23 protein-coding genes are annotated in these 25,948 nt (G+C 45.4%); 14 read left to right on the top strand and 9 right to left on the bottom strand.

Going from position 1 to position 25,948, the window contains the following annotated elements:
• Nucleotides 1–131: 131 nt before the first annotated feature.
• From Q1A23_RS10955 to Q1A23_RS10970, 4 genes are all read left to right on the top strand, one after another.
• Nucleotides 132–2,198 (top strand): M13 family metallopeptidase, encoded by a 2,067-nt coding sequence (locus tag Q1A23_RS10955; RefSeq protein ID WP_299823174.1) that lies wholly within the window; start codon nt 132–134, stop codon nt 2,196–2,198.
• A 221-nt stretch (nt 2,199–2,419) separates the two neighbouring features.
• Complete coding sequence (locus Q1A23_RS10960) at nt 2,420–3,493, top strand: NADH:flavin oxidoreductase/NADH oxidase (protein WP_299823176.1); 1,074 nt, start codon at nt 2,420–2,422, stop codon at nt 3,491–3,493.
• Nucleotides 3,494–3,935: 442 nt separating this feature from the next.
• Nucleotides 3,936–5,195 carry a DUF819 family protein gene (locus Q1A23_RS10965; protein ID WP_299823178.1) on the top strand — a complete coding sequence of 420 codons (1,260 nt, stop codon included), beginning with the start codon at nt 3,936–3,938 and terminating at the stop codon, nt 5,193–5,195.
• A gap of 70 nt (nt 5,196–5,265) precedes the next feature.
• Entirely contained in the window at nt 5,266–6,480 is a 1,215-nt protein-coding gene (locus Q1A23_RS10970; protein ID WP_299823180.1) for an SH3 domain-containing C40 family peptidase, read from the top strand.
• A gap of 68 nt (nt 6,481–6,548) precedes the next feature.
• Here the strand turns inward: Q1A23_RS10970 and Q1A23_RS10975 are convergent, their stop codons facing one another.
• Genes Q1A23_RS10975 through dacB form a run of 3 tightly spaced genes read right to left on the bottom strand, consistent with a single transcriptional unit; the run spans nt 6,549 to nt 10,041 of the window.
• Nucleotides 6,549–7,619, bottom strand: coding sequence for an aminotransferase class I/II-fold pyridoxal phosphate-dependent enzyme (locus Q1A23_RS10975; RefSeq protein ID WP_299823183.1), 1,071 nt, complete (start codon nt 7,617–7,619; stop codon nt 6,549–6,551).
• A 12-nt stretch (nt 7,620–7,631) separates the two neighbouring features.
• A complete protein-coding gene (locus Q1A23_RS10980) occupies nt 7,632–8,660 on the bottom strand; it encodes a dipeptide epimerase (RefSeq protein ID WP_299823186.1) in 1,029 nt (342 codons plus the stop codon).
• A 40-nt stretch (nt 8,661–8,700) separates the two neighbouring features.
• Nucleotides 8,701–10,041, bottom strand: coding sequence for a D-alanyl-D-alanine carboxypeptidase/D-alanyl-D-alanine-endopeptidase (dacB, locus tag Q1A23_RS10985; RefSeq protein WP_299823189.1), 1,341 nt, complete (start codon nt 10,039–10,041; stop codon nt 8,701–8,703).
• Between the two features lie 64 nt (nt 10,042–10,105).
• Between dacB and Q1A23_RS10990 the strand changes: the two genes are divergently transcribed.
• From Q1A23_RS10990 to Q1A23_RS11000, 3 genes are all read left to right on the top strand, one after another.
• Nucleotides 10,106–10,243 (top strand): hypothetical protein, encoded by a 138-nt coding sequence (locus tag Q1A23_RS10990; protein ID WP_299823192.1) that lies wholly within the window; start codon nt 10,106–10,108, stop codon nt 10,241–10,243.
• A gap of 113 nt (nt 10,244–10,356) precedes the next feature.
• On the top strand, nt 10,357–11,769 hold the full coding sequence (locus Q1A23_RS10995; RefSeq protein WP_299823195.1) for an MBL fold metallo-hydrolase: 1,413 nt from the start codon (nt 10,357–10,359) through the stop codon (nt 11,767–11,769).
• Nucleotides 11,770–12,266: 497 nt separating this feature from the next.
• Nucleotides 12,267–12,638, top strand: a complete 372-nt coding sequence (locus Q1A23_RS11000) for an STAS domain-containing protein (RefSeq protein ID WP_299823197.1) — start codon at nt 12,267–12,269, stop codon at nt 12,636–12,638.
• 54 nt (nt 12,639–12,692) lie between these two features.
• Here the strand turns inward: Q1A23_RS11000 and Q1A23_RS11005 are convergent, their stop codons facing one another.
• Together Q1A23_RS11005 and Q1A23_RS11010 are read right to left on the bottom strand one after the other, a co-directional pair.
• Nucleotides 12,693–13,280 carry a hypothetical protein gene (locus Q1A23_RS11005; RefSeq protein ID WP_299823200.1) on the bottom strand — a complete coding sequence of 196 codons (588 nt, stop codon included), beginning with the start codon at nt 13,278–13,280 and terminating at the stop codon, nt 12,693–12,695.
• Nucleotides 13,281–13,433: 153 nt separating this feature from the next.
• Nucleotides 13,434–13,832, bottom strand: a complete 399-nt coding sequence (locus Q1A23_RS11010; RefSeq protein ID WP_299823203.1) for a hypothetical protein — start codon at nt 13,830–13,832, stop codon at nt 13,434–13,436.
• A gap of 655 nt (nt 13,833–14,487) precedes the next feature.
• On the opposite strand from Q1A23_RS11010, the gene Q1A23_RS11015 reads away from it, so the two are divergent.
• A complete protein-coding gene (locus Q1A23_RS11015; protein ID WP_299823206.1) occupies nt 14,488–15,120 on the top strand; it encodes an outer membrane beta-barrel protein in 633 nt (210 codons plus the stop codon).
• An 11-nt stretch (nt 15,121–15,131) separates the two neighbouring features.
• Nucleotides 15,132–15,815 carry a hypothetical protein gene (locus tag Q1A23_RS11020; RefSeq protein ID WP_299823208.1) on the top strand — a complete coding sequence of 228 codons (684 nt, stop codon included), beginning with the start codon at nt 15,132–15,134 and terminating at the stop codon, nt 15,813–15,815.
• 74 nt (nt 15,816–15,889) lie between these two features.
• Here the strand turns inward: Q1A23_RS11020 and Q1A23_RS11025 are convergent, their stop codons facing one another.
• Both Q1A23_RS11025 and Q1A23_RS11030 read right to left on the bottom strand, forming a co-directional pair.
• Complete coding sequence (locus tag Q1A23_RS11025; RefSeq protein ID WP_299823210.1) at nt 15,890–16,630, bottom strand: (Fe-S)-binding protein; 741 nt, start codon at nt 16,628–16,630, stop codon at nt 15,890–15,892.
• Nucleotides 16,631–16,632: 2 nt separating this feature from the next.
• On the bottom strand, nt 16,633–17,478 hold the full coding sequence (locus tag Q1A23_RS11030; protein ID WP_299823212.1) for a hydroxymethylglutaryl-CoA lyase: 846 nt from the start codon (nt 17,476–17,478) through the stop codon (nt 16,633–16,635).
• 211 nt (nt 17,479–17,689) lie between these two features.
• Here Q1A23_RS11030 and Q1A23_RS11035 point away from each other — a divergent pair, with 211 nt between their 5' ends.
• Both Q1A23_RS11035 and Q1A23_RS11040 read left to right on the top strand, forming a co-directional pair.
• Nucleotides 17,690–18,082, top strand: a complete 393-nt coding sequence (locus Q1A23_RS11035; RefSeq protein ID WP_299823215.1) for a hypothetical protein — start codon at nt 17,690–17,692, stop codon at nt 18,080–18,082.
• A gap of 41 nt (nt 18,083–18,123) precedes the next feature.
• The gene (locus tag Q1A23_RS11040; protein ID WP_299823218.1) at nt 18,124–19,173 is read left to right on the top strand and encodes a CNNM domain-containing protein; all 1,050 of its coding nucleotides are present in this window, start codon (nt 18,124–18,126) and stop codon (nt 19,171–19,173) included.
• Nucleotides 19,174–19,257: 84 nt separating this feature from the next.
• On the opposite strand, the gene aceA is transcribed toward Q1A23_RS11040, so the two are convergent.
• Together aceA and aceB are read right to left on the bottom strand one after the other, a co-directional pair.
• Complete coding sequence (aceA, locus tag Q1A23_RS11045; protein WP_299823221.1) at nt 19,258–20,538, bottom strand: isocitrate lyase; 1,281 nt, start codon at nt 20,536–20,538, stop codon at nt 19,258–19,260.
• Nucleotides 20,539–20,600: 62 nt separating this feature from the next.
• A complete protein-coding gene (aceB, locus tag Q1A23_RS11050) occupies nt 20,601–22,199 on the bottom strand; it encodes a malate synthase A (protein WP_299823223.1) in 1,599 nt (532 codons plus the stop codon).
• A 160-nt stretch (nt 22,200–22,359) separates the two neighbouring features.
• Here aceB and Q1A23_RS11055 point away from each other — a divergent pair, with 160 nt between their 5' ends.
• The 3 genes from Q1A23_RS11055 to xseB all read left to right on the top strand — a co-directional run bounded on the left by Q1A23_RS11055 (nt 22,360) and on the right by xseB (nt 25,941).
• Nucleotides 22,360–23,841 carry a helix-turn-helix transcriptional regulator gene (locus tag Q1A23_RS11055; RefSeq protein ID WP_299823226.1) on the top strand — a complete coding sequence of 494 codons (1,482 nt, stop codon included), beginning with the start codon at nt 22,360–22,362 and terminating at the stop codon, nt 23,839–23,841.
• Nucleotides 23,842–24,125: 284 nt separating this feature from the next.
• The gene (gene xseA / locus Q1A23_RS11060; RefSeq protein WP_299823229.1) at nt 24,126–25,685 is read left to right on the top strand and encodes an exodeoxyribonuclease VII large subunit; all 1,560 of its coding nucleotides are present in this window, start codon (nt 24,126–24,128) and stop codon (nt 25,683–25,685) included.
• Nucleotides 25,678–25,941, top strand: a complete 264-nt coding sequence (gene xseB, locus Q1A23_RS11065; protein ID WP_299823232.1) for an exodeoxyribonuclease VII small subunit — start codon at nt 25,678–25,680, stop codon at nt 25,939–25,941. The genes xseA and xseB overlap by 8 nt, the downstream gene beginning before the upstream one ends.
• Nucleotides 25,942–25,948: the final 7 nt, after the last annotated feature.

Raw genomic sequence — 25,948 nt, forward strand, 5'->3', positions numbered from 1 at the left:
ACTGCTGTTTCAGCATAAACTAGTACATTTAGCTGCGCTTTTGATGGCAAAACTGTTTCAGTCAAAAGCATAACATTAATCTGTAATAACCTAAACTGACTACTTTAAACTAAATGACAAATCTGATATCTATGAAAAGTAAGAAGAACTGGAAAAACCACCTTCGGATTTTACTTTTTGGAGCAGCCATGTTTACTGCCGCAGAGGCCTCTGCGCAGTATAGCCCAAACAATGGCACCAAAACCGCCTTTATCGATAAAGCCAACATGGACCTTTCGGTAAAACCAGGCGACGACTTTTATACTTACGCTGGCGGTGCCTGGATTAAAAGCAACCCAGTTCCGGCAAAAGAAACCCGTTGGGGCAGCTTTAACCTGCTGCGCGATTTTAACATCAAGGCTGTAAAGGACATTCTGAACGAGGCTGCCGCTGACAAAAATGCAGCAGTTGGTTCTGTAAACAAGCGCGTAGGTGATTTTTATGCCGCCGCCATGGACAGCGCTGCTATAGAGAAGCTGGGTTACAAGCCTATCAAAAAAGACCTGAAGCGTACCGGCAAGGTTAAAGACGTTAATGGTTTACTGAACGAGGTAACTTACCTGAGAACATCAGGCGCAGGTTCTCCGATGTTTGGTTTCTATGTGGGCCAGGATCGTAAGAACCCTAACAACATGGTGCCCCAGCTTAGCCAGGGCGGTACTACCCTACCCGATCGTGATTACTACCTGAAAGATGATGCCCGCAGCAAAAAAATTCAGGACGCTTACAAAACTTACATCAGTACCCTGTTCTCCTTAACAGGAGAATCGCAGGCGAAGGCTCAGGCAAACGCTGAAACCATCTTTAACCTGGAGAAGAAGCTTGCAGCTGCACAAATGGCTCGTGTAGAGATGCGCGATCCTTATAAAACGTACAACAAATTCTCAGTAGCAGATTTCAGCAAAACCACTCCGAACATGGACTGGAAAGCGCTGATGGCGAAGATGAAGGTAAACGGCCAGGACACCATTCTGGTAAACAACCCGAAATTCTTTGTTGAGCTGGACGGCATGCTGAAAAGTGTACCAGCTAAAGACTGGGCTACTTACCTGCAATGGAACGTGCTTAAATCTGCAGCGCCATACTTAAGCTCTGATTTCGTGAACGCTAACTTTGCTTACTCACAGGCTTTATCTGGGCAGAAAGTACAGACGCCGCGTTGGCAGCGTATGTCGCAGTTAACTGATGGTACTATCGGTGAATTGCTGGGCCAACTGTATGTGCAGAAGCACTTTAAGCCAGAGGCAAAGGCACGCATGAACGAGATGATCGCTAACCTGATCAAGGCTTACGAGATCCGCATCAACGGCCTGGACTGGATGAGTGCTGAGACGAAAGAGAAAGCGGTTGCTAAACTGCATGCTTTCCGTCCGAAAGTTGGGTATCCTGACAAATGGGAAACATATGACGGCTTAGATATTTCTCGTAAGTCTTTCTTTGCTAACGTGCGCAACTCTGGCGAGTGGGGCTACAATAAAATGGTGAACCAGCTAGGCAAGCCAGTAGACCGTGAGCGTTGGGGCATGACACCTCCGACTGTAAACGCATACTACAGCCCTGTGATGAACGAGATCGTGTTCCCGGCAGGTATCCTGCAGTTCCCGTTCTTCGACCCGAATGCAGATGACGCGGTAAACTACGGTGGTATTGGTGCGGTTATCGGCCACGAGATCTCTCACGGCTTCGACGACTCTGGCAGCCAGTACGACAAAGATGGTACCCTGCGCAACTGGTGGAAAGAAGAAGATCTTGCTAAATTTAAAGCAAAAGCGAAGTTGCTGAAAGAGCAGTACGATGCTTATACTGTACTGGACACAGTTCATGTAAACGGTCAGCTTACCTTAGGTGAGAACATCGGTGACCTTGGTGGTTTGGCCGGCGCTTACGAAGCCTTTAAAATGACAAAGCAAGGCCAGTCTAACGAGAAGATCGATGGCTTTACGCCAGATCAGCGTTTCTTCCTCTCGTGGGCACAAGTATGGAGAGGTAATATTTTGCCAGAGGCAGCTGCCCAGCAAATCGTAACAGACTCGCACTCACCTGGACAGTTCAGAACCGTTGGACCATTGGTGAACATGGATGCCTGGTACAAGGCGTTTGATGTGAAGCCGGGAGATAAGCTGTACAAAGCTCCGGAAGACAGAATCAGAATCTGGTAAGTATAACCGGATAGAATTTATACTTTGAAAAGCCGCTCAGACAATAGTTTGAGCGGCTTTTTTATGTTTGTCATTTCGAGCGCTAGTGAGAAATCTGGAGCATTTCATGACCCCGAAATATGTCAGATTTCTCACTAGCGTTCGAAATGACAAAGGCTAATCCTAAAACCTTCTTTGATGATTATAGTTTTAAACACTTAACACTAAAACACAAAGTATAAATGCCGAATCTATTTTCTCCCCTCACTATAAAAGCTATCACGCTTAAAAACAGAATCGCTGTTTCGCCAATGTGCCAGTACTCCAGCGAGGATGGCTTTGCTAACGATTGGCACCAGGTGCACCTTGGTAGCCGTGCAGTAGGCGGTGCTGCTCTAGTAATAGCAGAAGCAACAGCCGTATCACCTGAGGGAAGAATTACACCCGATGATATTGGTTTATGGAAAGATGAGCATATTCCGATGTGGCAGCGCATCAATGCCTTTATAGAGTCTCAGGGTGCGGTGCCCGGTGTGCAGTTGGCCCACGCAGGCAGAAAAGCCAGCCATAGCAGCCCATGGAAAGGTGGCAAGGTAGTGAAAGCAGAAGATGGAGGTTGGCAGACTGTTGCGCCAAGCGCTTTACCTTTTACAGAGGGAGAACCTGCACCGCTTGAGCTGGATAAGGAAGGCATACAAAAAGTGATCTCCGACTTTAAAGCTGCAGCAGCCAGATCCCTGGAAGCAGGTTTTAAAGTAGTGGAGATACATGCGGCACACGGCTACCTGTTACACGAGTTCTACTCTCCGCTCAGCAACAAGCGCACCGATGCGTACGGCGGTTCGTTCGAGAACCGCATCCGCCTGCTGCTGGAGGTTACCGCAAGTATAAAAGAAGTATGGCCAGCTGAATACCCGCTTATCGTACGCATATCCGCCACCGACTGGACCGAAGGCGGCTGGACCGGGGAAGACTCTGTAGCCTTAGCGAAAGTGCTGCAACAACATGGTGTAGATCTGATCGACTGCTCTACAGGCGGTAACGTACCAGCTGCTAACATTCCGGTGGGGCCATTATACCAGGTGGAGTTTGCTGAAAGTATAAAAAAAGAAACTGGCATGATGACGGGTGCCGTGGGCATGATCACTACCGCTCAGGAAGCTGAGTCAATCATCACCTCTGGCCAGGCAGACCTGGTGCTGTTGGCAAGAGAACTGCTCCGCGACCCGTACTTCCCGATGCATGCAGCCTTAGAACTCGGCCACGACCACACCTGGCCACCGCAATACGATAGGGCAAAACCACGCAAAGTATAAGTATACTTTGCGTGGCTTTAGTGCAAAGGCAAATTAAACTGAGTCTGTCATTTTAATGCAATGAAAAATCGGAAAACTTTACAGTTCCGCAATATTCCAGATATCTCATTGCATTCGAAATGACAGGATCGGATCAACTAAAGTATGATAATCTTGTTGGGGTATGCTAAACCAAGCTAGTGTAAACCAACCTCATCGGGCAACCTAAGCAGCAAGTATAAACCTGGCTTAAAGATGACGAAGCAGCGTATTTATACTTTAGATGTTAAATAAATACAAACAACACCGGCTCATAAGTATAACTTGTAGAACAACTGTGCACACTACTTGGTAAAACTCATAAAATTGATGTAGTTTAGTGTTGCGGCTTTTAGTTTGTATGAAAATGATTTCTGCAGATTGCCGCATAAAGAAAACTTTTATCTAACGCTACAACACCTGCATGGAGCAAGTCTCTTCGCCAGCACCACTTATCACCAACGATGCCGTTGTTCTCGGAATTTTGGTTATCATACTGGCATTCGTCTTTAAATCATCATCTAGCGATCACCCTCTTTTCAAGAAGTTTTACTCTGTGGTGCCCTCGGTGCTGCTTTGTTACCTGATACCAAGTTTGCTAAACTCCTTTGGCATTATTTCAGGAGAACAGTCAGGCCTTTATCACATGGCCTCGCGTTACTTGCTGCCAGCCAGTTTGGTGTTGTTTACCCTGAGCCTCGATTTAAAAGAGATTTGGAAACTTCGACATAAGGCCGGTCTGATGTTTATAGCAGGTACAGTCAGTATTATGTTTGGTGGGCCAATAGCTATACTTATCGTTTCTTCTTTTGCCCCGGATATTGTGGATGGCGAAGGATCAATGGCTGTGTGGCGCGGACTTTCGACCATTGCCGGTAGCTGGATTGGTGGCGGTGCAAACCAGTTGGCTATGTATGAGGTATTTAAACCTGACCCGAACCTGTTCTCTGCCGTAATAGCTGTAGACGTAATTGTGGCTAACGTATGGATGGCGGTGCTGCTTTACGGCGCAGGCTTCAGCGAGCGCATCGACAGATTCTTTAAAGCTGACAGCAGCGCTGTAAATGATCTGAAAGATAAAATTGAAAAGCACAGGCTCAGCATTATGAAGATACCTAACCTTCCTGACACAGCCATGATTGTGGGTGTTGGATTAGGCATTACCGGTGTTGCACATTTTTTCGCCGACATTATTGCGCCCTGGATAGAAACGAATGCACCTTACCTGGATAAGTTTAGCCTTACCTCCGGCTTCTTCTGGATTGTAGTAATTGCCACTACGCTTGGTGTAATACTTTCTTTCACAAAAGCCCGCAACCTGGAAGGTGTTGGAGCTACCCGCATTGGCAGTCTTTTTCTGTACATACTGGTGGCCACTATCGGTATGCAAATGGACATTACAGCCATTGTAAGCCAGCCAGGTTTGTTCCTGGTAGGCATCATCTGGATAATAGTGCACATGCTGCTGCTGCTGCTGGTTGGTAAACTTGTAAAGGCTCCGTTTTTCTTTTTGGCTGTTGGTAGCCAGGCAAATGTGGGCGGAGCTGCTTCGGCACCTATTGTGGCCGCTGCCTTCCATCCGGCGCTGGCACCGGTTGGGGTGTTATTGTCCATTTTAGGATATGCTGTGGGTACTTATGGTGCTTACTTAGCTGGCCTGATGATGCAAATGGTTGCTCCTTGATAGAATTAAATTTTACTTATTTTAGTTATACATAAATACTTCGGGTAATTAACCTAAACCTTGATTCACTATGAAACGCATTGCTCCTATACTATTACTTGGATCTTTATTAGCCTGCACTTCTAGCAAAACCACGATGGAAACAGCTTCTACTACTTCTAGTGCTGCTACCTCTCCGCTTGCTACCTCTCCGCTTGCTACACACGTAGAGGAGGTTAGAAAGCAATTTGCTCCGGATAAGCGCACCGTACTTTTTGATGTTACTGCAAAAGAAAACGGTGTACTGGCTGGCGAGACCATTGTACCAGAAGCAAAAGCGGCTTTATTAAACAAATTAAAAGCTGCCAACTTACCTTATACTGATAGCATTCAGGTGCTGCCAGAGGCAGAGCTGGAGGGTAAACACTATGCCGTTGTAACGCTATCAGTAGCAAACATACGTTCGCAGCCAAAGCACCCAGCAGAGCTGGCAACGCAGGCTACTATGGGCACACCGCTTAAAGTATGGAAAAAGCAGAGCGGCTGGTACCTAGTGCAAACCCCTGACCACTACCTGGCATGGGTTGACGGTGCCGGTGTAAAGCTAATGACCAAAGCCGAAATGGATGCATGGCAGCAAGGCGAAAAACTTATTTACACTAAACCATACGGCTTCGCACTTGCCAGCACAGACAAACAGGGTGCTACAGTATCTGACTTGGTTTATGGCGATGTGATGGTGCTCAAGAATAAATCCAAAGACTTTTTTGAGGTAAACTTCCCTGACGGACGCACAGGTTTTATTCCATCTTCGGAGGCTATACTTTACAAAGATTGGATTGCAAGCCGCCAGCCAACAGAAAATAACCTGGTACAAACAAGCAAGCAACTAATGGGCCTGCCATACCTTTGGGGTGGTACTTCGTTTAAAGGTGTAGACTGCAGCGGCTTTACAAAAACGGTGTACTTTATGAATGGTATTGTTTTGCCGCGCGATGCCTCACAGCAGATTGAAGTAGGTGAATTGGTGGATACTGATAAGAACTGGGACAACCTTAAACCTGGCGACCTGCTGTTCTTTGGAGTGCCTGCAAAAGACGGTAAATCTGAGCGTGTAGTACATGTGGGCATGTGGATTGGCGGCGACAAGGAGTTTATACACTCAGCTGGCCGTGTACGTGTAAGTAGCATGAACCCTGGTGCTGCCAACTACGATGAGTTTGAGAACAACCGCTACCTGAGAACAAAACGCCCTACTCCTGGTCCAAATTTGCTGGATCTGCGAGCCAGTTCAATTTACGAATAGAAAAAAGGTATAAGTAAAAAAAGAGAAGTCCCCGGTTGGTAAGCAACCGGGGACTTCTCTTTTTTTACTTATACTCGCTTTATCATCTTCTCTCCTACTCTAAACTTCTCAATCTTCTCCGCCAGAAAAGAGATATCCCCAGAAGTATGAAGGCTGTTAATTACCACACGCGTAACAGGCGCACTCTCAGGATCAGGATAAGGGAAGCAGGAAATTATGGCATCTTCTTCTAAAGCAAAGTATAAATTGTGCTCCTTTGTGTAGAAAACAGGATAATCATCGAAATAATTGAAAAGCCCGGTATGCCTTACCAGCTGCTGAAACTGCTGCACATTGCGCTTTAATTGCTGCCTGGAAGTAGCAAAAATATTTTGGGCGTGTATAAAAGCATATAAATAAGCAGGCGGTGCCGGCGAGCCACCTATAAAGTATGGCGATTTACGCAGCAGCGCAATTATACGTGCTGGTCCCATTACCACACCTCCGGCTATGCCCAGGGCTTTCCCCATAGATCCTACCACAATCAGCGCTACATTCGGCTTTACCAGTTGCTTTAAAGTTGGGTAAATACCGGCTCCCTCATTAATTAAACCAAAACCATGCGAGTCATCTACAATAAGCGTGATGCTGCGGTTAACGGGCAATTGAGCAACCCAACTGAAATCATACTTCCTGGCTTTAAGCGGATCAACGGAGTTCATCAATAAAACTACTTCACCGCTGCAGGCATTTATACTTTCTGCTAAGCTTTCAACCCAAAGGTCAAAATCAACATGGTTGGCATCCGCAGCAGATTGCCAGATGGCGGGGTGTGCGTCGGGGGCATAAATAAACGCCTGGCCTTTGGAAATGGTACGGATAAGCGCCTGCCCAGCCAGGTAACCCGACGAGAAAGTAAGGGCCGCTTCGGCTCCTGCCAAAGCAGCCAATAGTTCTTCAGCCTCGTCGTACACAGCCAGTTTCAGGTTAGAGTTTCTGGAGCTGGAATAGGTAGTGCCGTAGCGTTTTGCACCCTCTTGTATAATTGCCTCCAGTTGGCTGTTTTTGCACATGCCCAGGTAAGAGGTACCGCTAAAGTATAGCAGTTCTTTTCCGTCTGCCACAACGGTTCTTCCGGTTAGTGCCTCTACAACAGCCATTGCTTATACTTTTTAAGCCTCTATTAACTGAGGAAGCAGCTGTGCACCGGTCCCGTTCTCTTGTGGGTAAATTAAGCCTGTTTCTTTAACTACAACACCTGTTGCAATGTCCTCTTTCAGCAGCAAGGCGCCATCCATATCTACATAATCAAGCATTGGTGCCAGGTGGCCAATTGCCGAGATCCCCACAGATGACTCAGTCATGCAACCGATCATCACTTTCAGACCCAGTTCACGCGCTTTGTTTATCATACGAATTGCAGGCGTTACACCACCGCACTTCGTTAGTTTTATGTTTACCCCATGAAACAGGTTATGGCACTTGGCAACATCAGCTTCTACAATGCAGCTTTCATCGGCTATCAAAGGCAGCACCGAGTGCTTGTACACTTCCTTCATGCCTTCCAGGTTATCGGCTTTCATGGGTTGCTCTATAAACTCTACACCAAGCTTCTGCAGCTCCACAGCGTTGTTTATAGTCTCATCTACGCCCCAGGCACAGTTGGCATCTACCCTGAACACAGCATCGGTATGCTTACGCAGTTCGCGCACAATCTCAATGTCCTCTTTGGTGCCAAGTTTAATTTTGTAGATCGGCCACGGCTGTTCTTTCAGCTTCTGCACCATCTTTTCAATAGAATCGATGCCGATAGTATAATTGGAGATTGGTGCATCTTTTGGGTTTAAATCCCATAACTGGTATAGCGGCTTGCCTAACTTCTTAGCATACAGATCATTTGTAGCCATGTCTAAAGCGCATTGTGTAAAGGAGCTATGCTGTAGCGCTGGCCGCACCTGTTCCCAGAAAGCCGCAGGGTCTGTTATATCAGTTGCCTCGATCTGCTCGCGGATATTTTCCAGGTTCTGCGTCATGGCCTCTATGGTCTGGCCATAGTATGGGTTGCTGGTAGCCTCGCCGTAGCCCTTGTACTCGCCATCCTGAAGCTCAACAATCAGCGTGTCCTGCACGTCGCGGGAGTCATATGAAATGGTGAAAGTATGCCGCAAAGGCAGGGCAAAAGATCGGATCGTTAACTTCATAGTATGGTATGTTTAGGTGATTCTGATTTGTGATAAGTTTTTAATACTTTTCGTGAACTTCGGTCATAATCTGCACCATTTCTTCGCGAATTTCTGCTGACGACTCCTTGAAATTATTATTCATAAAACTGAACAGCAGCAGCTTACCGCTTTTAGTTTTAATGTAACCACTCTGGTTGTGCACATGTGCCAGCGTACCTGATTTTCCGAATACAAAAGGAACATCAGCTTTGTAAATATTACGGAAAGTACCCGGCCTGCCTCCTACTGCCAGCATGGGCAACAGCTTTTCTGCAGGTCGCTCCTGCTGCAGCTTTTGCAACAAAGCTATAATGGTGCGAGGCGTAAACATGTTCATGCTGGACAAGCCCGAACCATCAACCCAAACCGGCTTATCCGGCAGGTCCTGAAGGTAGTTTTCCAGTACATACTTTATGCTTTTCTCTACTGATAAGGTGTCAGAGATTGTGCCCGTGCAAAGCACCATCAGCTGCTCTGCCAACAAGTTATCACTTACCTGCAACATACGTTTTAACACGCTGTCTGATGGTAGCCCGGGTAAAATAGTTGCCGTTTCAGGTATAGTCCGTTTCAGCAGTTTTACTTCGCGCTTTAAAGTATCAGCCAAAAGTTGCACCGTCATTTCCGGTGAGGTGATGAAGGGCACTTCCACAGAAAAACTGGTATTAGCTACCTTCGGGTAAAACGTGATGTTGTTTGTGCGCCATCCTCTTACAAACGAGTCGCCTTGTGGCTGCAACTTGGCAGTATCTGCTTTTACAGACGCTTTAAAATGGGCTGGCGATGTAGTATATGGGCTGTTCTCTTTACGGTAGAACTTTACAATGTTGCCGTGTATCGGGAAAACGTTTCGCTCTGGTTGGTAATAATAATTGTAATCGTCCCAGCTCCAGTTGGTGGCAAAGGGAGTGCTTGTGAAAGGGGCCTCTATGTAGTATAACTTCTCTTTCCGGTTCTTCAGAAAGTCAAAAGCAATAGAGTTTTTCAGGTCCATGTGCGTAAATGTAGGATCACCGGTACCCCAAAATAGCAACGAGTCTCCGCTGATCTTATACTTAAGTGCCGGAATGGTATCGCCCAGCATTTTAAGACTGGCATAAAAGGTAAACAGCTTTGTGTTAGAGGCCGGTACAAAGTATTTATCAGCGTTATGCTCTACCACCATCTGCCCTAGTTCCGGATCGTACAGCGCAAAACCCACAAAACGGTTTACTTTTTTCTCAGACTCCTGTACGCGCTGCAGAATAGTGGCAGGTCCATACGTTTCAGCGGTAACTGCTGGTTGTTTCTGGGTAACACAAGATACCTGGATAAAAGCCAGTACTGCTAAAAGGTAAAAAGAGACGGAGCACTTTTGCATGTTTTTGCCGGTTATTGGTCAGAAACTTTAAATAAATGAATTTTGCTATATCCTCAAAGCTTTTATGCTTCTAATTTTATACTTTGATACTTACCAGCTTAGCCTGAAGCACCTTGCCTTACGAATGGGTGAACAGCAAAACCTGAAATCAGAGAAAACCCGCAACCATTATTTGCACTTACACCCCAAAGTATCGCCTTAAAAAAGGTTAGTTATATACGTTTTTGTAACATACAGTTTTGCAGATGATGACATAAGTCATCATTATTTGTAATTTTAAGGCAGATATTTACACCGACATACCTATATACTGATATGAGAGTAGAACAGATTTATACTGGCTGCCTTGCTCAAGGTGCCTACTACATCGAAAGTGATGGCGAGGCTGCCATAATTGATCCGCTTCGCGAGGTAAAGCCATACCTGGCTAAAGCAGCAGATAGTGGAGCCCGGATTAAATATGTACTCGAGACGCATTTTCATGCTGATTTTGTTTCAGGACACCTGGATTTAGCAACAGCTACAGGCGCACCAATTGTTTTCGGACCCAATGCTGCTCCCACATTTAAAGCGCATATTGCCACCGACGGAGAAGAGCTGCAGGTAGGTAAACTCACGCTAAAAGTGCTGCACACGCCGGGCCATACCATGGAGTCCACTACTTACCTTTTAAAGGATGAAAACGGCGAAGATTTTGCGATTTTCACAGGCGATACTTTGTTTATAGGCGATGTGGGCCGCCCTGACCTGGCCGCAAAATCTGACCTGACGCAGGAACAATTGGCTGGCCATCTATACGACTCACTACGCAACAAAATAATGCCGCTGGCTGATGAGGTACTGGTGTACCCGGCACACGGTGCAGGATCTGCCTGTGGCAAAAACATGAGCAAAGAAACATACGACACGCTGGGTAACCAGAAAAAAACAAACTATGCCCTGCGTGTTGATATGACGAAAGAGGAATTCGTATGTGAGGTAACAGATGGTTTAATGCCTCCGCCAAATTACTTCCCGTTTAATGTGCAACTAAACAAAGAGGGCTATAACAGCATCAGCAATATTCTGGAAAGGGGCCTTAACGCTTTGTCTCCGGACGCTTTTGAGGCTGCCGCCACCGAAACAGGCGCACTTATACTGGATACGCGTAAACCACAAGCTTTTGCACAAGGATTTATCCCAAACGCACTATTTATTGGCATCGATGGCGGCTTTGCCCCGTGGGTTGGCGCACTTATACTTGACCTGAAACAGCCTATACTCTTTATAGCTGATGCAGGCCGCGAAGAGGAAGTAGTGACAAGGTTGGCCAGAGTGGGATATGACAACACGATTGGCTACCTAGAAGGCGGTTTTGCTGCCTGGGAAAAAGCCGGTAAACCAGTTGATACGATTAAATCGATACTTGCCGAAGAGTTTACAGCACAATATACCCATGACCCAAGTATAAAAGTGGTTGATGTACGCAAGCCGGGAGAGTACCAGGCCGAGCATATTGAAACGGCCTGCAGCAGCCCGCTTGATTTTATTTATGATAATTTCTCAAGCCTGCCAACCGATGAAACACTTTACATCCATTGTGCAGGTGGTTACCGGTCTATGATCGCGGCATCTATACTTAAAGCACGTGGTTTTGAGAAGTTGGTAGATGTGCAGGGCGGTTATGGAGCCATCTCTAAAACTAATATCCCTAGAACTAATGCTGTTTGCCCCTCTACAATTAAATAGTCATACTTAGAATACAGAAGGCCTGCTGAACACAAACGTTTAGCAGGCCTTTTTCTTTTCCTGTACATGGCACCACCTGCTGCAGGATAATTTTTTTTCTGTTAGAAAGTTAATTTTAAAGTACGTTTTCGACTTTCACTTGTAAAAATTTGTCCCCATACTCGATTCATACCTTTTATTTCCAGTTGATTGTTTTTGTATCCAAAAGCTCATTTTTAATCTGAATGCCACATAAAATGATTTGACTGAATTAGGCAAGAAGGTAAACCGCACAAAAAATAATACAGCCAGAAAGTATACTTGGAAACTGGCATTTACAGCTTATAAATAGGGTTTTGGTTTATAGAATTAAAAAATTTTACTTAATCAACATGGCGTATAAATATTATACTTATATTTATAAATACAACTCATAAACATCTGTACATCAGGTGTTAAATTTTACAGTATAATCTTAGAACCAACAAGCATGACAGCAATGTAAGACCACGGCAGCTATGGAGAGGTTTAAAGCGACAATAGATCAATTGGGGAACATAGTGGCTGTAAGGCTGGTTGGGGAACTGGATGCAAATACAGCCGTGGCAGCTGATGATGCCCTTCAGGAAGCTATAGCTAGCACCCCAGGCAATGCCATCGTGGTGGATTGCTCAGAGCTACAATATATTTCTTCCGCCGGTTTGGGAGTTATACTTTCATCGCTTCATGCCTGCAACCAAAACAAGATTAAAATAGCTTTCTGCGGGCTTCAGCCTAAAATAAAAAATGTGTTTACCATACTTGGTATCGAGAAGATTATACTTATAACCCAGTCGGAGGAAGAGGCGCTGAAACTTTTGAACAATGGCCAGGACACTTCTGAAATTTGATTGACCAACCCTCGCTCCGATTTACGAAGGGTCGATCAACCTGTGGGACTTAATCTATCTCCATTTCTGCGGTCTTCTGCGTTCAAAGTAAGGTGCGTCTGTATTTGGGTAATCAAAGCCTCTTTCCGGATGCGGCCCGTTTCCACCTCCTCCGTATCCCGAAGAAGATACATAGTTAGCTGCATTACCTCCGTATCCACTCATCGCACCGTATCGGTCTGCTCCCCCAAAACCACCATGCGAGCTGTAGTTAGCCCCTCCGAAAGCAGAGCCGCTGTAGCCGCTCATGCGCCCCGAGCCGTACCCTTGCTTCCGCTGATCTCTTGGCTCCCGCTCCATGTCGTGTAACGGGCTGTGGCCGTGAGATGCGCTATTAAATTGTGGTATTTCATACTCTTGCCTCATATTACGCATGCTTTGCTGGCCGCTACCTTCGTTGTTGTGGTAGTTTCGCTCCATTTCATAGTCCTGGTTGCGATAACGGTGGGGCGGCTCGTAGGCCCAGCGGTTAGGTTCTTCCTGGTAGCGGCTTTCAAAATCATTGCTGTAGTCTATGCCATTTCTCTCCTGCCTATAGCCTCTCCTACCTTCGTCAAAAAACCTTCTGTTGTTTTCATGGTAGCCTTTGTAATTTCTTTCCAAAGCTATTCTGTCGCTTTAGTTCTGGGTATTTTAACGAAGCAGGCTTCTATCTGTTTAAGTTTAATGAGAATGGCACTAAAACAGAAAAGCCCGGCAAACCGGGCTTTTCTGTTTTAGTGAACAATAGTCTATTTAGCTTTCAGGTAATTAACACTAATCACGCGGGCCATAGCCAGTTGTTCTGTAACCATAGGTGTTTCGTCTGGTTACGTTGTAGCCAGAGTCAAAAATTTCTTCGTTAGCCTGCCTCTGATTTGCAGCTAGATTATTTGTTGCAGGCTGCTTTAACCCTTGCTGCCCAGCTTCTCCGGTATTTACTTTGTAGCCTCGGCCTTCGTTGGGCTCAAACCTGTGCGTGCTTCCTGAGGAGTAAAAAGTTTGTTTGCTTCTGTCCTGCGAATGAGGGGTTCTGCCTTTTACGGCTTTTGCCCATACACTTTTGTAAGGATTGTACAGCTCCTTGTACTCGTTCGTTTGTCCGCTATAGCCTGAATCATAATCCAATTCATATGGATCGAAGGGAATTCGGTTATTCTGAAAATCTCTAGACATTATTATACACTATTAATTTAACAATTACTTGCACTATAAACGTAATATGAGTGTAGTAGTTCATTCCATACGCCTGTTAAATCAAAGTTTATCAAAAATTTTGCGCCCGCATTTGCACCATATAACTACATGATTTACAGAGTTATACTATATAAAACGTTTAATCCTGAAATTGGGCTATGCAATTGTGCACAAAGTCATTTATTTTATTGCACAAAATTGATGGATCAATTTAACCGGTTATAGAAGCCGTACCTCAGCTAAGCGTACAAGCTTTAAAAAAATTATTTTCAAGTGTTAGAGTTGAGAGGAATAGAAATGGAAAACTACCCTCAGCACCCATAAAAGATAGTATCCCGATTTCTGTGCAAGAGGCAGGTTTGAATATCCCTAAAAAGAAAAAATAGCTTAACCAACCAAAGCTAAATACCTGCATGCTGCTAGTAATAGATCATACGCTTGCATCTGTTTAAAGTGTAGCTAAAGCCTTGTAAATAAGCCTTAATGCAAACAATTAAGCTATTACCGCAAAGCTTTTAAGTATAAACACGGATTACATCATTTTTTAAGCTAATAAACATTAACATATATAAATATTGGTATAATACTTGCTAAGTATCTGAAATAAAATCTTTAATTTTAAATGAAAACAAGCATGAAAAAACTTCTATTATCAGGTTTGCTGGCAATAATTAGCGCCGGTGCAATAGCACAAACAACTCAAGGTTCCATATCAATTGGTGGATCAGTAGGATTGAACACATACTCTACTGATGACAACAACTTTAGTAACAAGAGCTTAAATATTAATATCTATCCCAGTATTAGCTATTTTGTTAAAGATAGATTATCAGTAGGTCTTAATGCAGGATTAGGAATTAACCATGGGGAGTATAGCAATAAGGATAATGATATTAAATCAAATGCTGTCTCAAATTCCTATAGTATTGGAGTTAACATCACAAAATATCTTAATTTAACTGAAAGACTTTACTTTACCGCTTCCGGTGACGCTGGATACTTACATACGCGCCATAAAAATCCAGACTTAGATGATAAACTAACAGGGAAAAGCTCCGGCCTTTATATTTCAGTTACTCCGGGTCTAACCTATTTTGCGACATCTAAGATAGGTTTAACAGCTAGCATCGGTGATATTAGCTATCAGAATAGTAATCATACAGCTATTTCATCCCCAAAAGATTACAAGAGTACTTCTAACCAATTTGCCATTAACCTGTCTCCTGGCACAATTACTATAGGCATAATGTACTTTCTTAACCGTTAATTAATATAGAAATGAAAAAATTAACTTTAACGGTACTTGCTATAATATTAGCACAGATTTGCAATGCTCAACTCCAAAGCGGCACCTGGTCTTTAACAGGCGCAGCTTCATACAGTAATAGCAATAGCAAATCTAAAGACTTTCCTACAAAGAATAGAAATACGAGCTTTTCATTCAAACCTTCTATTGGATATTTTATTAAAGATAATTTTGAAGTAGGTATAATTGGAGGGTATTCAGAATCGAATAACAAAAGAATAAATTATTTTCTGAATGGCCCCATTACCGTATTTCAATCTAGCAGTAAGATTAAAGATGGTGGATTATACACACGATATTATAAATTCTTAACTGATAACTTTGCTTTATATGGACAATTAGATACTAAAATACATTCTACTACGGAAACCTCATTAAACACTTCTACACATACTAAAAGTAGTTATAAGACTAAAGAGTCATATGAATATTATTTTGCTTCTCTACAGCCTGGACTGATGTTAATGCTATCAAGAAAACTAAGCCTCAATGTTACTTATGGCGTATTAGGATATACTCATTCCAAGAGAAGTATAAATTATGAAGTTAGTGAACCATACTTTGAGTCTGAGACTGAAGACAATAGTACCACAAGCAATTTCGGGTTGAATTTAACAAGTAGCTCATCTTCTATTGGTTTAAGCTTTTATTTCTGATTAAAATCAAAGTGACAAAAAAAAAGCCTGTGCAGTTTATACTTGCACAGGCTTTTTATTGATGCAGTCTATACTTACCAGCCACTTGCCAGCACATCGGCAATGTGCATGGTTTTGATCGGCTTGTTTTGTTTTTGAATGTAAGCCTCCAGATGCATCAGGCAGCTGCTGTCTGTAGAGATTATATAATCGGCACCAGTAGCAATGGCATTGTCTACTTTCTGCTCGGCCATTGCAGACGAAATTGCCTCGAATTTAACTGCAAATGTACCGCCAAAACCGCAGCAAGTTTCGTTGTCCTCCATCTCAACCAGCTCCAGCCCCCGCACATTGCTCAGCAGCGCACGAGGCCCTGCCTTAATACCGCACTCACGCAAAGCGCTGCACGAGTCGTGGTACGTAAACCGGCCTTGCAAAGCGGCACCATCTATACTTGTAACCCCCAGCACATCTGTCAAAAACTCTGTTAGCTCATACACCTTTTTCTGCATGGAGCGGTACTTTACCAAATTAGACGATTTTACGAAAATATCCTGGTAAGCATTGCGCACCATACCCACGCAAGAAGCAGAAGGCGCTACAATATAATGTGACGTCTCGTTCGAGAAATCATTCAGGAATTTAGTTGCCACTTCGCGCGCCTCATCAAAAAAACCGGCGTTAAAGGCTGGCTGTCCGCAGCAGGTTTGGTTTGGATTATAGTTTACCTCGCATCCTACCTTTTCGAGCACTTTTACCATGTTCATAGCTGTTTCCGGAAAAAGCTGATCTACGAAGCAAGGTATAAAAATATCTACGATTATTCTTTTTGCCATAATTAAGAGAACACAGCACCCGACTCTGCCAGCGCGGCATGGAATGCTGCTTTATTGAGATTCAAATTTAAACCAATCTTTTCGAAGTATGCGACTAAATTTTCGGTGGCCATGTTGCCTACCAGTTCGTCTTTAGCCATTGGGCAGCCGCCATACCCACGTAAGGCTCCGTCAAACCTTCTGCAGCCGGCACTATAGGCAGCCTCTACTTTTTCTTGCCAGGTGGTTGGAGTGGTGTGCAGGTGCGCCCCAAATTCAATGCTCTTGAAGGCAGGGATCAGGCTTTCAAATAAATAGCTTATGTTTTCAGGGTTAGACACGCCAATGGTATCGGAAAGCGATATGATTTTTACCTCCAGCTTGTGCAGCTCCTCTACAAACTGAATTACAGTTTCGGCGTTCCAGGGGTCGTTGTAAGGGTTGCCAAAGCCCATAGAAATGTAGGTTACCAATGTTTTGCCGTGCTTGTGGCAGATATCCTGTATCTGGGCCAGCTGCTCCATTGCCTCGGCTATACTTTTATTTGTATTGCGCTGCTGAAATGTTTCTGACACCGAAAGTGGAAAACCAAGGTAACTTATCTGCTTATGCTGTGCCGCATCTTCGGCACCCCGCACGTTAGCGATAATGGCAAGCAATTTAGTGGCTGTGGTGTTTAGCTCCAGGTTGGCCAGTACCTCGGCCGTGTCACTCATTTGCGGAATAGCCTTAGGCGATACAAAGCTCCCAAAGTCCAGGGTGTCGAATCCAACTTGCAGCAGGGTGTTCAGGTAGGCTATCTTCTGCTCTGTGGGTATAAACGCCTTAATGCCTTGCATGGCATCGCGTGGGCACTCAATTATTTTCATGTTGTAGGGTTTCTGAAGCTTGCACCGCAAGGCGGCTATACTTCAAATATACAAATTAACTCCTGCATCTACTCAAAAGCGGTGCACTTGGTTTGCCACATGTGCAGTATATCGTTAAAGATACACGCTAATATATTGCTGAGGCAATAAATGCATATAAAAACAACCGGCTACCGTATACAGGGCAAATAAACAACAATGTACAGGCTCTATGGAAAATCTGATCTCTTACCTGGACGAATCGCTGGTTCCGCTGGAAAAAAAAGTACAGGAATACCTGGAAGCTGAAAAAGAAATAAGGCTGTTGGAGGTGAAGATACTCACGTTACAAAATAAAGTTGGCAGCGCCGACGAGCCGGAACAAAGTGAGACTTGGGGTGACATTGGCCAGGAAGAGACAGAACTGGGGCAGCACCAAAAGCAAATGGAGAACCTGATGCAACGCTACAGGCAACTGCAACAAGAGGTGATTGAAATGCTACCCGAACGAAATAAATTTGTGGAAGTAAACCTGGGTTACGGACCAAGTATGGTAGGTTATTTTACCGTAGACCTCGAAACTCACCAGCAGTTAGAGGAGCCAGTACTTCGGGTAGTCCATTAATTTGCGCATATTGCGTACTTATAAATAAACACTTGTCTTAAATGGCTTTATTATTACTATACCTTGCTGTTGCTCTTTTGTTCTCGTTTCTGTGCTCTCTACTGGAAGCTTCGCTGCTAAGTATAACCCCCTCTCATGTTAGCATAGTAAGCAAACAAAACCCTGCGCTAGGTAAAGACCTTCAGCATTTTAAAGAAAACATAGACAGGCCCCTGGCTGCCATACTTACCCTGAATACCTTTGCCCACACTATTGGTGCGGCGGGGGTTGGTGCACAAGCGCAACTTATCTGGGGCGACGAATACCTGACCGTGGTTTCGGTGGTGCTTACTATTATCATACTTATACTTACCGAAATAATCCCTAAAACGCTGGGAGCTAACTTCTGGAGGCAGCTTACTCCTTTTACAGTCCGCACGCTTAAAGTGATGATCTACTCGCCGCTTTACCCTATTATCATATTCTCTCAGTTTATCACCAGTCGCCTAAAATCAGAAAAAAACCGAAGCGTGTTAAGTCGCGCTGATTTCACGGCTATGGCTGAGCTAGGCATAAAAGAAGGTATCTTCAAAAAAGGCGAATCACAGATTATCCAGAACATCCTGCGGTTTAATAATATCCTGGTGCGCCACATCATGACGCCGCGTACTGTAATTGTGAGCGCGCAACAAGACATGACAATTAAAGCCTTCTTTAAAAGTTTGCCTGACCTGCGTTTCTCACGGATCCCGATTTATGACAACAACCTTGATGACATAAGCGGTTATGTGCTGAAAGATGAAGTGATGTATAAACTCATCGATAATGAAGGAGAAAGAAAACTGAACTCAATTGCCCGCCCTATACAGGTGGTTCCGGAACACATGCCCATACCCACTCTGTTCAGCCGATTAATGGAAAAGCAGGACCACATTGCGTTGGTAGTGGATGAGTATGGCGGAACTGCAGGCATTATAAGTATGGAGGATATTGTGGAAACCCTGCTTGGTATGGAAATAATAGATGAGATGGACCAGATCCCGGATTTGCAGGAATGGGCAAAAAGCAACTGGGAGAAAAGAGTAAAGCGCATGGGCTTTAAAACGGAGTAACAGCAAGGCTACAGAGCCTTAAAGTATAAACCCGGCTGCAAAACATACTTGCAGCCGGGTTTATACTTTAAGGCTTATTTATACTTAATGAAACTGCTCTTCTTCTGTGGAGCCTACCAAAGCAGCTGTAGAAGCATTACCCGAGGTAACGGTATGCTGCACCGCATCAAAATAGCCTGTACCCACAAACGACTGGTGTTTCACGGCGGTGAAGCCATCCTTGGTTAAAGCGAATTCACGTTGCTGTAACTCTGAGTAACCTGCCATGCCACGCTCTTTGTAAGCTTTAGCCAGTTCAAACATACTTGTGTTTAGTGCATGGAAACCTGCCAATGTTATAAACTGGAATTTGTATCCCATATTAGCCAGCTCCTCTCTAAAGCTTTCCATCTGCTCTACACTGAGTTTGGAGGCCCAGTTAAAGGAAGGGGAGCAGTTATAAGCCAGCAGTTTGCCCGGGTAGGATGCATGTATGGCCGCTGCAAACTGCCGTGCCTGCTCCAAGTCAGGGTGCGAGGTTTCCATCCAGATAAGATCGGCATAAGGCGCATAAGCTAAACCGCGTGCAATTCCCTGCTCTATTCCGTTGCGCACTTTGTAGAAACCCTCGCTGGTGCGTGGCTCGTTAAGTATAAACTCATGGTCACGAGGGTCTATGTCGCTGGTAATCAGGTTAGCGGCATCAGCATCAGTACGAGCTACCAGCAAGGTTGGCACACCCATCACGTCAGCGGCCAGGCGTGCAGCAACCAGTTTGTTTATTGCCTCCTGCGTTGGCACCAGCACCTTACCACCCAGGTGTCCGCACTTCTTAGCCGACGACAGCTGGTCCTCGAAATGAACGCCTGCCGCACCGGCCTCTATCATCATCTTCATCAACTCGAAAGCATTCAGGTTGCCGCCAAAACCGGCTTCAGCATCTGCTACAATCGGCACCATAAAGTCTGTTTCGCCATCGCCGTTCACGCTTTGTATCTGGTCAGCGCGCAGCAGCGAGTTGTTTATTTTCTTTACTACATTCGGCACAGAATCGGCAGGGTATAAGCTCTGGTCCGGATACATTTGGCCTGCCAGGTTGGCATCTGCTGCCACTTGCCAGCCACTCAGGTAAATGGCATTTAGCCCTGCCTGCACCTCCTGCACCGCCTGGTTGCCTGTTAGCGCCCCTAAGCCTGCCACATAAGGCTCTGAGTGCAGCAGCCTCCAAAGCTTTTCAGCCCCGTTTCGGGCCAACGTATACTCTATCTGCACCGAGCCCTGCAGTTTAACAACTTCATCGGCGCAGTATGGGCGTTGTATTCCTGCCCAGCGTGGGTTTTCAATCCAGTCCCTTTCAATTTTCTGTATTCTGTCTTTCTTATTCATGGCGGGTTGTTTTTAGTTATGAGTGATGGTTTTAAGGCTTATCTGTAACCTGGCAGTAGAGGTTAATCAATATACTTGTATGCAGGCAGGGTAAGGAAATCAACAAAGCATTTAGATAAAACAAGCTCGGAGAACAACTGAGAAGCTTTTTCAAAATGGCAGTTCTTGAACATTGCCAGCCCTACTTCCTCTTTAATATTTTCGGTTTCCTCCTTTATCAGCTGCAGCACACGCTCTTCGGTAATTTCGATGCCATCAGCTGTTTTAGTATGTGGGTGGTGCAGCCATTGCCATACCTGGGCTCTGGATATTTCGGCTGTGGCAGCATCCTCCATCAGGTTATGAATGGCAGCAGCACCTGTACCGCACAACCAGTTGCCGATGTACATGATACCCACGTTGATGTTCAGGCGCAGGCCGTTCTCCGTTATCTTTCCTTCCTTGATAGTGAAGTTTGTCAAATCTCTGGCCAATACTTGCACGTCCTCACGCAGTACCTCTTTCTGATGCGGCTTATCTCCCAGCACCTTATCAAATTCCTCGCGTGCTACTTGCACCAGATCTGGGTGGGCCACCCAGGTACCGTCAAAGCCATTGCTGGCTTCAAAGGCTTTGTCTGCTTTCACTTTTTTAAAAGCGTTTTCGTTTACAGCAGGGTCTTTTCTGCTAGGTATAAAGGCTGCCATCCCTCCCATGGCGTGTGCACCGCGTTTGTGGCAGGTTGCTACAAGCAGGTTAGTATAAGCACGCATAAAGGGCACTTGCATCGTCACATCAGTCCTGTCAGGGAAGATTACGTTTTCGTGTTTCTTAAATTTCTTGATGGCGCTGAAAATATAATCCCAGCGGCCAGCGTTAAGGCCAACGATGTGGTCGCGTAACGCATACAGTATCTCATCCATCTCAAAAGCAGCCGTGATGGTCTCTATAAGTACTGTTGCTTTGATAGTGCCAACCGGAATATCCAACGCTTCCTGTGCAGCCACAAAAACATCATTCCACAGCTTGGCCTCTAGGTGGCTCTCCAGCTTTGGCAGGTAAAAATAGGGCCCCGTACCTCTTGCAATCAGCTCTTTTGCATTATGGAAGAAGTATAAACCAAAATCAAAAAGCGAGGCAGAAACAGGAACATCACCGAAACACATATGCTTTTCGGTCAAATGCCAGCCTCTAGGCCGCACTTTCAGCACGGCCACCTCCTTGTTTAGGCGGTAGGTCTTTCCGTTCTGCACCGTAAAGTCAATGTCTCTCCGGATGGCGTCTCGCAGGTTAATCTGCCCTTGCACTACGTTCTCCCAGGTAGGCGAATTAGCATCCTCAAAATCAGCCATAAACACATTCGCGCCACAGTTCAGCGCATTGATCACCATTTTTCTGTCCACGGGGCCGGTAATCTCTACCCGGCGTAGCTGCAGGTCATGGGGGGTGCTTCCTACTTTCCAATCGCTTTCGCGCACCTGCTTTGTTTCTGACAGGAAATCAAGCGTTTCTCCGGCATCCAGTTTTTGCTGGCGTTGCTTTCGAAGCTCCAGAAGCTCTTCTCTCCTGCTGTTAAACTTATTATGTAGCATCTCCAAAAAGTCCAGAGCTTCTGTAGTCAGGATTTCATCTACTCCATCCTGTGCTTTACCTTTTACTGTGGCTGTGTTTTCTAAAACCATGGTACTTTGCGCTTTAATTTTCAGAACTTTCTCATCTTATAATCGGATTATACGCGAAGAATTTATTTTTGGCGAATTTTCGCTAAATAATATTTTTCGTTTTTTAGGAGATTATCGCAAAAAGCTCTTAATTAGATTATATTTACAGATTTAACTAAGTATGAAACTCCAGGAAGACGTTATCAGATTGATATTTGGACTGAAAGTAAAGCAGTTACGAAATGACAAAGGCATATCGCTAACCGACCTTGCTGCCATGACCGGTATATCTGTATCGTACCTGAACGAAATCGAGAAAGGCAAAAAACACCCAAAGCCCAGCAAGACTGCCGTAATTGCCGATGCACTTGGTGTAGGCTATGACTACCTGGTATCGCTGAAGATGAATAAGCGGCTACAGCCAGTCGGTGAGCTTTTGCAGTCTAACATACTTTCGGAGTTGCCGCTGGAGCACTTTGGACTGGATATGAGCCGGGTACTGGACCTTTTTGCTACTGCTCCGGCCAAACTAAGTGCTTTTGTAAACACGCTGCTGGAAATTTCGAGGGCGTTTGATCTACGGGTAGAGCAGTTTTACTTCTCATCACTCCGATCTTACCAAGAGCTGCACGACAACTATTTTGATGACATTGAACAGGATGCAGAAAGATTTGTAGAGCAATACCAGCTGGAGGCGGAAGCAACACCTACTTATGAGGTACTGGCAGACCTGCTTCAGAGCCAGTACAACATAAGTATACAAACAGGGCCATTTAATGCCCACCCTGAGCTGGCCTCGCTGCGTTCTGTTTTTGTACCGGGTGCTGCCCCACAATTGCTGCTTAACCCAAGCCTGACAGCACAGCAAAAAACGTTTGCATTAGCCCGTGAAATCGGTTTCCAATACCTGCAACTGCAGGAGCGGCCTTATACTTCCACGTGGGTTAAGGTTGGCTCTTTTGAGGAGGTGCTCAACAATTTTAAGGCTTCTTACTTTGCCGGTGCGCTTTTGCTTAACCAGGACAGGCTGGTAGAAGACATACAGCAGTTTTTTGCCCATGATAAATGGAGCCCAGCGCTTTTGCTGCAGTTAATGGAGAAGTATAATACCTCTCCTGAAACGTTGCTGCACCGCCTTACTTCGCTGCTGCCAAAGTTCTTCGGCATAAAACAGTTGTTCTTTCTCCGCTTTCACAGGCAACCGGAAACCCACAGTTTCTTTCTCACAAAAGAGCTGCACTTATCCGGGCTGCACAACCCACACGCTTCGTTTTTAAACGAGCATTACTGTCGCCGTTGGATCTCGCTCACCCTTTTTGACCTGATTGAAAGCGACAAAAAGCCCGGGGATACTTTAGTAGGTTTACAGCGTTCTGCCTACATCAATTCTGACAATGAATACCTTGTACTAGCCTTAGCGCAACCAACCGAGAACCGAAACGGCACCGTCAGCATCGGCCTGCTCATCAACGAGAACCTGAAAAACAAAGTACGCTTCTTAAACGACCCTGCTGTGCTTAACCGGCTCGTAAACGAAACCTGCGAACGTTGCCCTGCCCCCGATTGCCTGGAACGTGCCGCACCGCCAACTATACTTGAAAAGCAGCTGTGGCAGGAACAAGTTACAGAAACCATAAATAAACTAATCGGAGAGCGTAAGTAGCAGGCCTTGCTGTTGCATTAATTTAGAAGCTTATACGGAGCAGGCCTTACCGGTGCATTTTAACTTCGGCAGAACTATGCTTTAAAGTATGGCCCATCACAGTCTTTGGTTGCCGCTATCCAGCTAAAAAGATGGCGCAAGTATAAACTGCCTGTAGCCTACCCTACCCCTGCCTTCCACAATAAAATCGCGTTCTCATTTAGCCTGATAATCTAAAAAATCCTATCTTCGAATCGGAGGAGCCGGTGCTTACCGGCATTGCAGGAGAAGAACACGTTGTTGCCATGTCCCAGATTTTTTTTAGACAAACTATAACCCACGAGGAGCTGAACGCGCCGCTGTCGCTTTTTGAGCTGCACCAGCAGATCAGGGAGGAGCTGGAAATGGCTTTTCCGGAGAGTTACTGGGTGGTGGCAGAACTTGCACAGGTAAACGTGGACCGGCGCAAGGGCCATTGCTACCTTACATTGGTGGATAAAGGCGACGATGCGCGCCAGATGCTGGCACAGGCTAAAGGCACTATCTGGGCATCCCGTTACCAAATGTTGAGTCGTTATTTTGAGGAGAAAACCGGGCAACCGCTTCGGGCTGGGCTAAAAGTGCTTATGCAAGCCTCCATTCGTTTTCATGAGCTTTACGGTCTCAGCCTCGACATCTCAAACATTGACCCCAACTACACTATCGGAGACCTGGCAAGGCAGCGACAGGAAACCCTGAAGCGCCTTGGTGCTGAGGGCTTGCTAGACGCAAACAAAGAGATTGACTTACCTCTGGTGCCACAGCGCCTGGCTGTTATTTCATCGGCTACAGCGGCAGGGTACCAGGATTTTATACACCAGCTGCAAAGCAACAGCTACGGCTATACTTTCGAGACTACACTTTTCCCGGCAGTAGTGCAGGGCAATGAAGCGCCGGCCTCTGTGGCAGCGGCTTTTGCAAAAGTGGCCAAGTATAGTTCTAACTTTGATGCTATTATACTTATACGCGGTGGCGGCTCTCAAACAGATTTAAGTTGCTTTGACGATTATAAAATAGCAGCCGCCATTGGCAACGCGCCCTTGCCTGTGCTTACAGGTATCGGCCACGAACGCGACGAAAGTATAGCTGACCTGGTTGCCCACACCCGCTTAAAAACGCCCACAGCCGTGGCAGGTTTCCTGATTGACAGGTTACGGGAAGCTGAGGAACTGGCTGAGGATCTTTTTGACAGGATCAGGATGTTTTCGGCGCAGCAACTAAAGTTAACAGCAGATAAACTGGAACGCCTTAACCTGCGCTACAACAACACAACAAAGCAACTGTTGCAAACCAACAAAGACAGGCTGGAGCAACTATCGCGTGGTTTACTCCTGAAACCAAAATCTTACCTGGAGCAGCAAAGGCACTTAATTAGCGATCTTGAAAAAGACATAAACTCCGAAACCAAGGACTTGTTGCACGAGCGTGAGAAGCACCTGCAGGAACTCTCTGTTTGTGTAGAAGGCAAAAGCCAGCGCTACCTGCACATGAAGGAACACGAACTAAACCACCTGGTGCATTGCCTCGAAACAGAGGCTAAGGACAAGCTGCAGCAAAACCAGATTGCCTACACCAAGTATAGCGATAAGCTTGAATACGGTACACAAAAAAAACTGCAACAGGAAAACCACCGCCTGAAGCTCCTGGAAATGAGCATTGAGGCTAATAACCCTGAAAGGCTGCTTTTACGAGGTTATACTTTAACTTTGCTAAACGGGCGGATCATCAAAAGTATAAAAGAGGTAAAAGACGGAGATATCGTGGAGACCAGAATGCAGGACGGCACCCTCCACAGCACCATAGTAAACATCGACACAAATGAATAAGGACCTGAACGAAATGACTTACCGGGAAGCAACGCAGGAGTTGGAAGAAATTTTACGTGCCATTGAAAACGATGCCGTGGATGTGGATGAGCTTACACAGAAAGTACAGCGATCATCGCAGCTGATTAAGCTTTGTAAGGAAAAACTGCGCAAAGCCGAAAAAGCCATAGACCAGGTTTTTAACGAAGAAAACTGTGAAGCCCCAGCCAAAGCAGCAGACGCAAAGCCTGCGCCGGGAGGCAACACGCTCTTTTAATACTGCG

The sequence above is a fragment of the uncultured Pontibacter sp. genome, from assembly GCF_947492645.1.
Classification (GTDB): Bacteria; Bacteroidota; Bacteroidia; order Cytophagales; family Hymenobacteraceae; genus Pontibacter.

What these genes read in the sequence shown, in the direction of transcription:
- Q1A23_RS10955 (WP_299823174.1), top strand. Translation starts at nt 132, where the DNA reads ATGAAAAGTAAGAAGAACTGGAAAAACCACCTTCGGATTTTACTTTTT.
- Q1A23_RS10960 (WP_299823176.1), top strand. Translation starts at nt 2,420, where the DNA reads ATGCCGAATCTATTTTCTCCCCTCACTATAAAAGCTATCACGCTTAAA.
- Q1A23_RS10965 (WP_299823178.1), top strand. Translation starts at nt 3,936, where the DNA reads ATGGAGCAAGTCTCTTCGCCAGCACCACTTATCACCAACGATGCCGTT.
- Q1A23_RS10970 (WP_299823180.1), top strand. Translation starts at nt 5,266, where the DNA reads ATGAAACGCATTGCTCCTATACTATTACTTGGATCTTTATTAGCCTGC.
- Q1A23_RS10975 (WP_299823183.1), bottom strand. Translation starts at nt 7,619, where the DNA reads ATGGCTGTTGTAGAGGCACTAACCGGAAGAACCGTTGTGGCAGACGGA.
- Q1A23_RS10980 (WP_299823186.1), bottom strand. Translation starts at nt 8,660, where the DNA reads ATGAAGTTAACGATCCGATCTTTTGCCCTGCCTTTGCGGCATACTTTC.
- dacB (WP_299823189.1), bottom strand. Translation starts at nt 10,041, where the DNA reads ATGCAAAAGTGCTCCGTCTCTTTTTACCTTTTAGCAGTACTGGCTTTT.
- Q1A23_RS10990 (WP_299823192.1), top strand. Translation starts at nt 10,106, where the DNA reads ATGCTTCTAATTTTATACTTTGATACTTACCAGCTTAGCCTGAAGCAC.
- Q1A23_RS10995 (WP_299823195.1), top strand. Translation starts at nt 10,357, where the DNA reads ATGAGAGTAGAACAGATTTATACTGGCTGCCTTGCTCAAGGTGCCTAC.
- Q1A23_RS11000 (WP_299823197.1), top strand. Translation starts at nt 12,267, where the DNA reads ATGGAGAGGTTTAAAGCGACAATAGATCAATTGGGGAACATAGTGGCT.
- Q1A23_RS11010 (WP_299823203.1), bottom strand. Translation starts at nt 13,832, where the DNA reads ATGTCTAGAGATTTTCAGAATAACCGAATTCCCTTCGATCCATATGAA.
- Q1A23_RS11015 (WP_299823206.1), top strand. Translation starts at nt 14,488, where the DNA reads ATGAAAAAACTTCTATTATCAGGTTTGCTGGCAATAATTAGCGCCGGT.
- Q1A23_RS11020 (WP_299823208.1), top strand. Translation starts at nt 15,132, where the DNA reads ATGAAAAAATTAACTTTAACGGTACTTGCTATAATATTAGCACAGATT.
- Q1A23_RS11025 (WP_299823210.1), bottom strand. Translation starts at nt 16,630, where the DNA reads ATGGCAAAAAGAATAATCGTAGATATTTTTATACCTTGCTTCGTAGAT.
- Q1A23_RS11030 (WP_299823212.1), bottom strand. Translation starts at nt 17,478, where the DNA reads ATGAAAATAATTGAGTGCCCACGCGATGCCATGCAAGGCATTAAGGCG.
- Q1A23_RS11035 (WP_299823215.1), top strand. Translation starts at nt 17,690, where the DNA reads ATGGAAAATCTGATCTCTTACCTGGACGAATCGCTGGTTCCGCTGGAA.
- Q1A23_RS11040 (WP_299823218.1), top strand. Translation starts at nt 18,124, where the DNA reads ATGGCTTTATTATTACTATACCTTGCTGTTGCTCTTTTGTTCTCGTTT.
- aceA (WP_299823221.1), bottom strand. Translation starts at nt 20,538, where the DNA reads ATGAATAAGAAAGACAGAATACAGAAAATTGAAAGGGACTGGATTGAA.
- aceB (WP_299823223.1), bottom strand. Translation starts at nt 22,199, where the DNA reads ATGGTTTTAGAAAACACAGCCACAGTAAAAGGTAAAGCACAGGATGGA.
- Q1A23_RS11055 (WP_299823226.1), top strand. Translation starts at nt 22,360, where the DNA reads ATGAAACTCCAGGAAGACGTTATCAGATTGATATTTGGACTGAAAGTA.
- xseA (WP_299823229.1), top strand. Translation starts at nt 24,126, where the DNA reads ATGTCCCAGATTTTTTTTAGACAAACTATAACCCACGAGGAGCTGAAC.
- xseB (WP_299823232.1), top strand. Translation starts at nt 25,678, where the DNA reads ATGAATAAGGACCTGAACGAAATGACTTACCGGGAAGCAACGCAGGAG.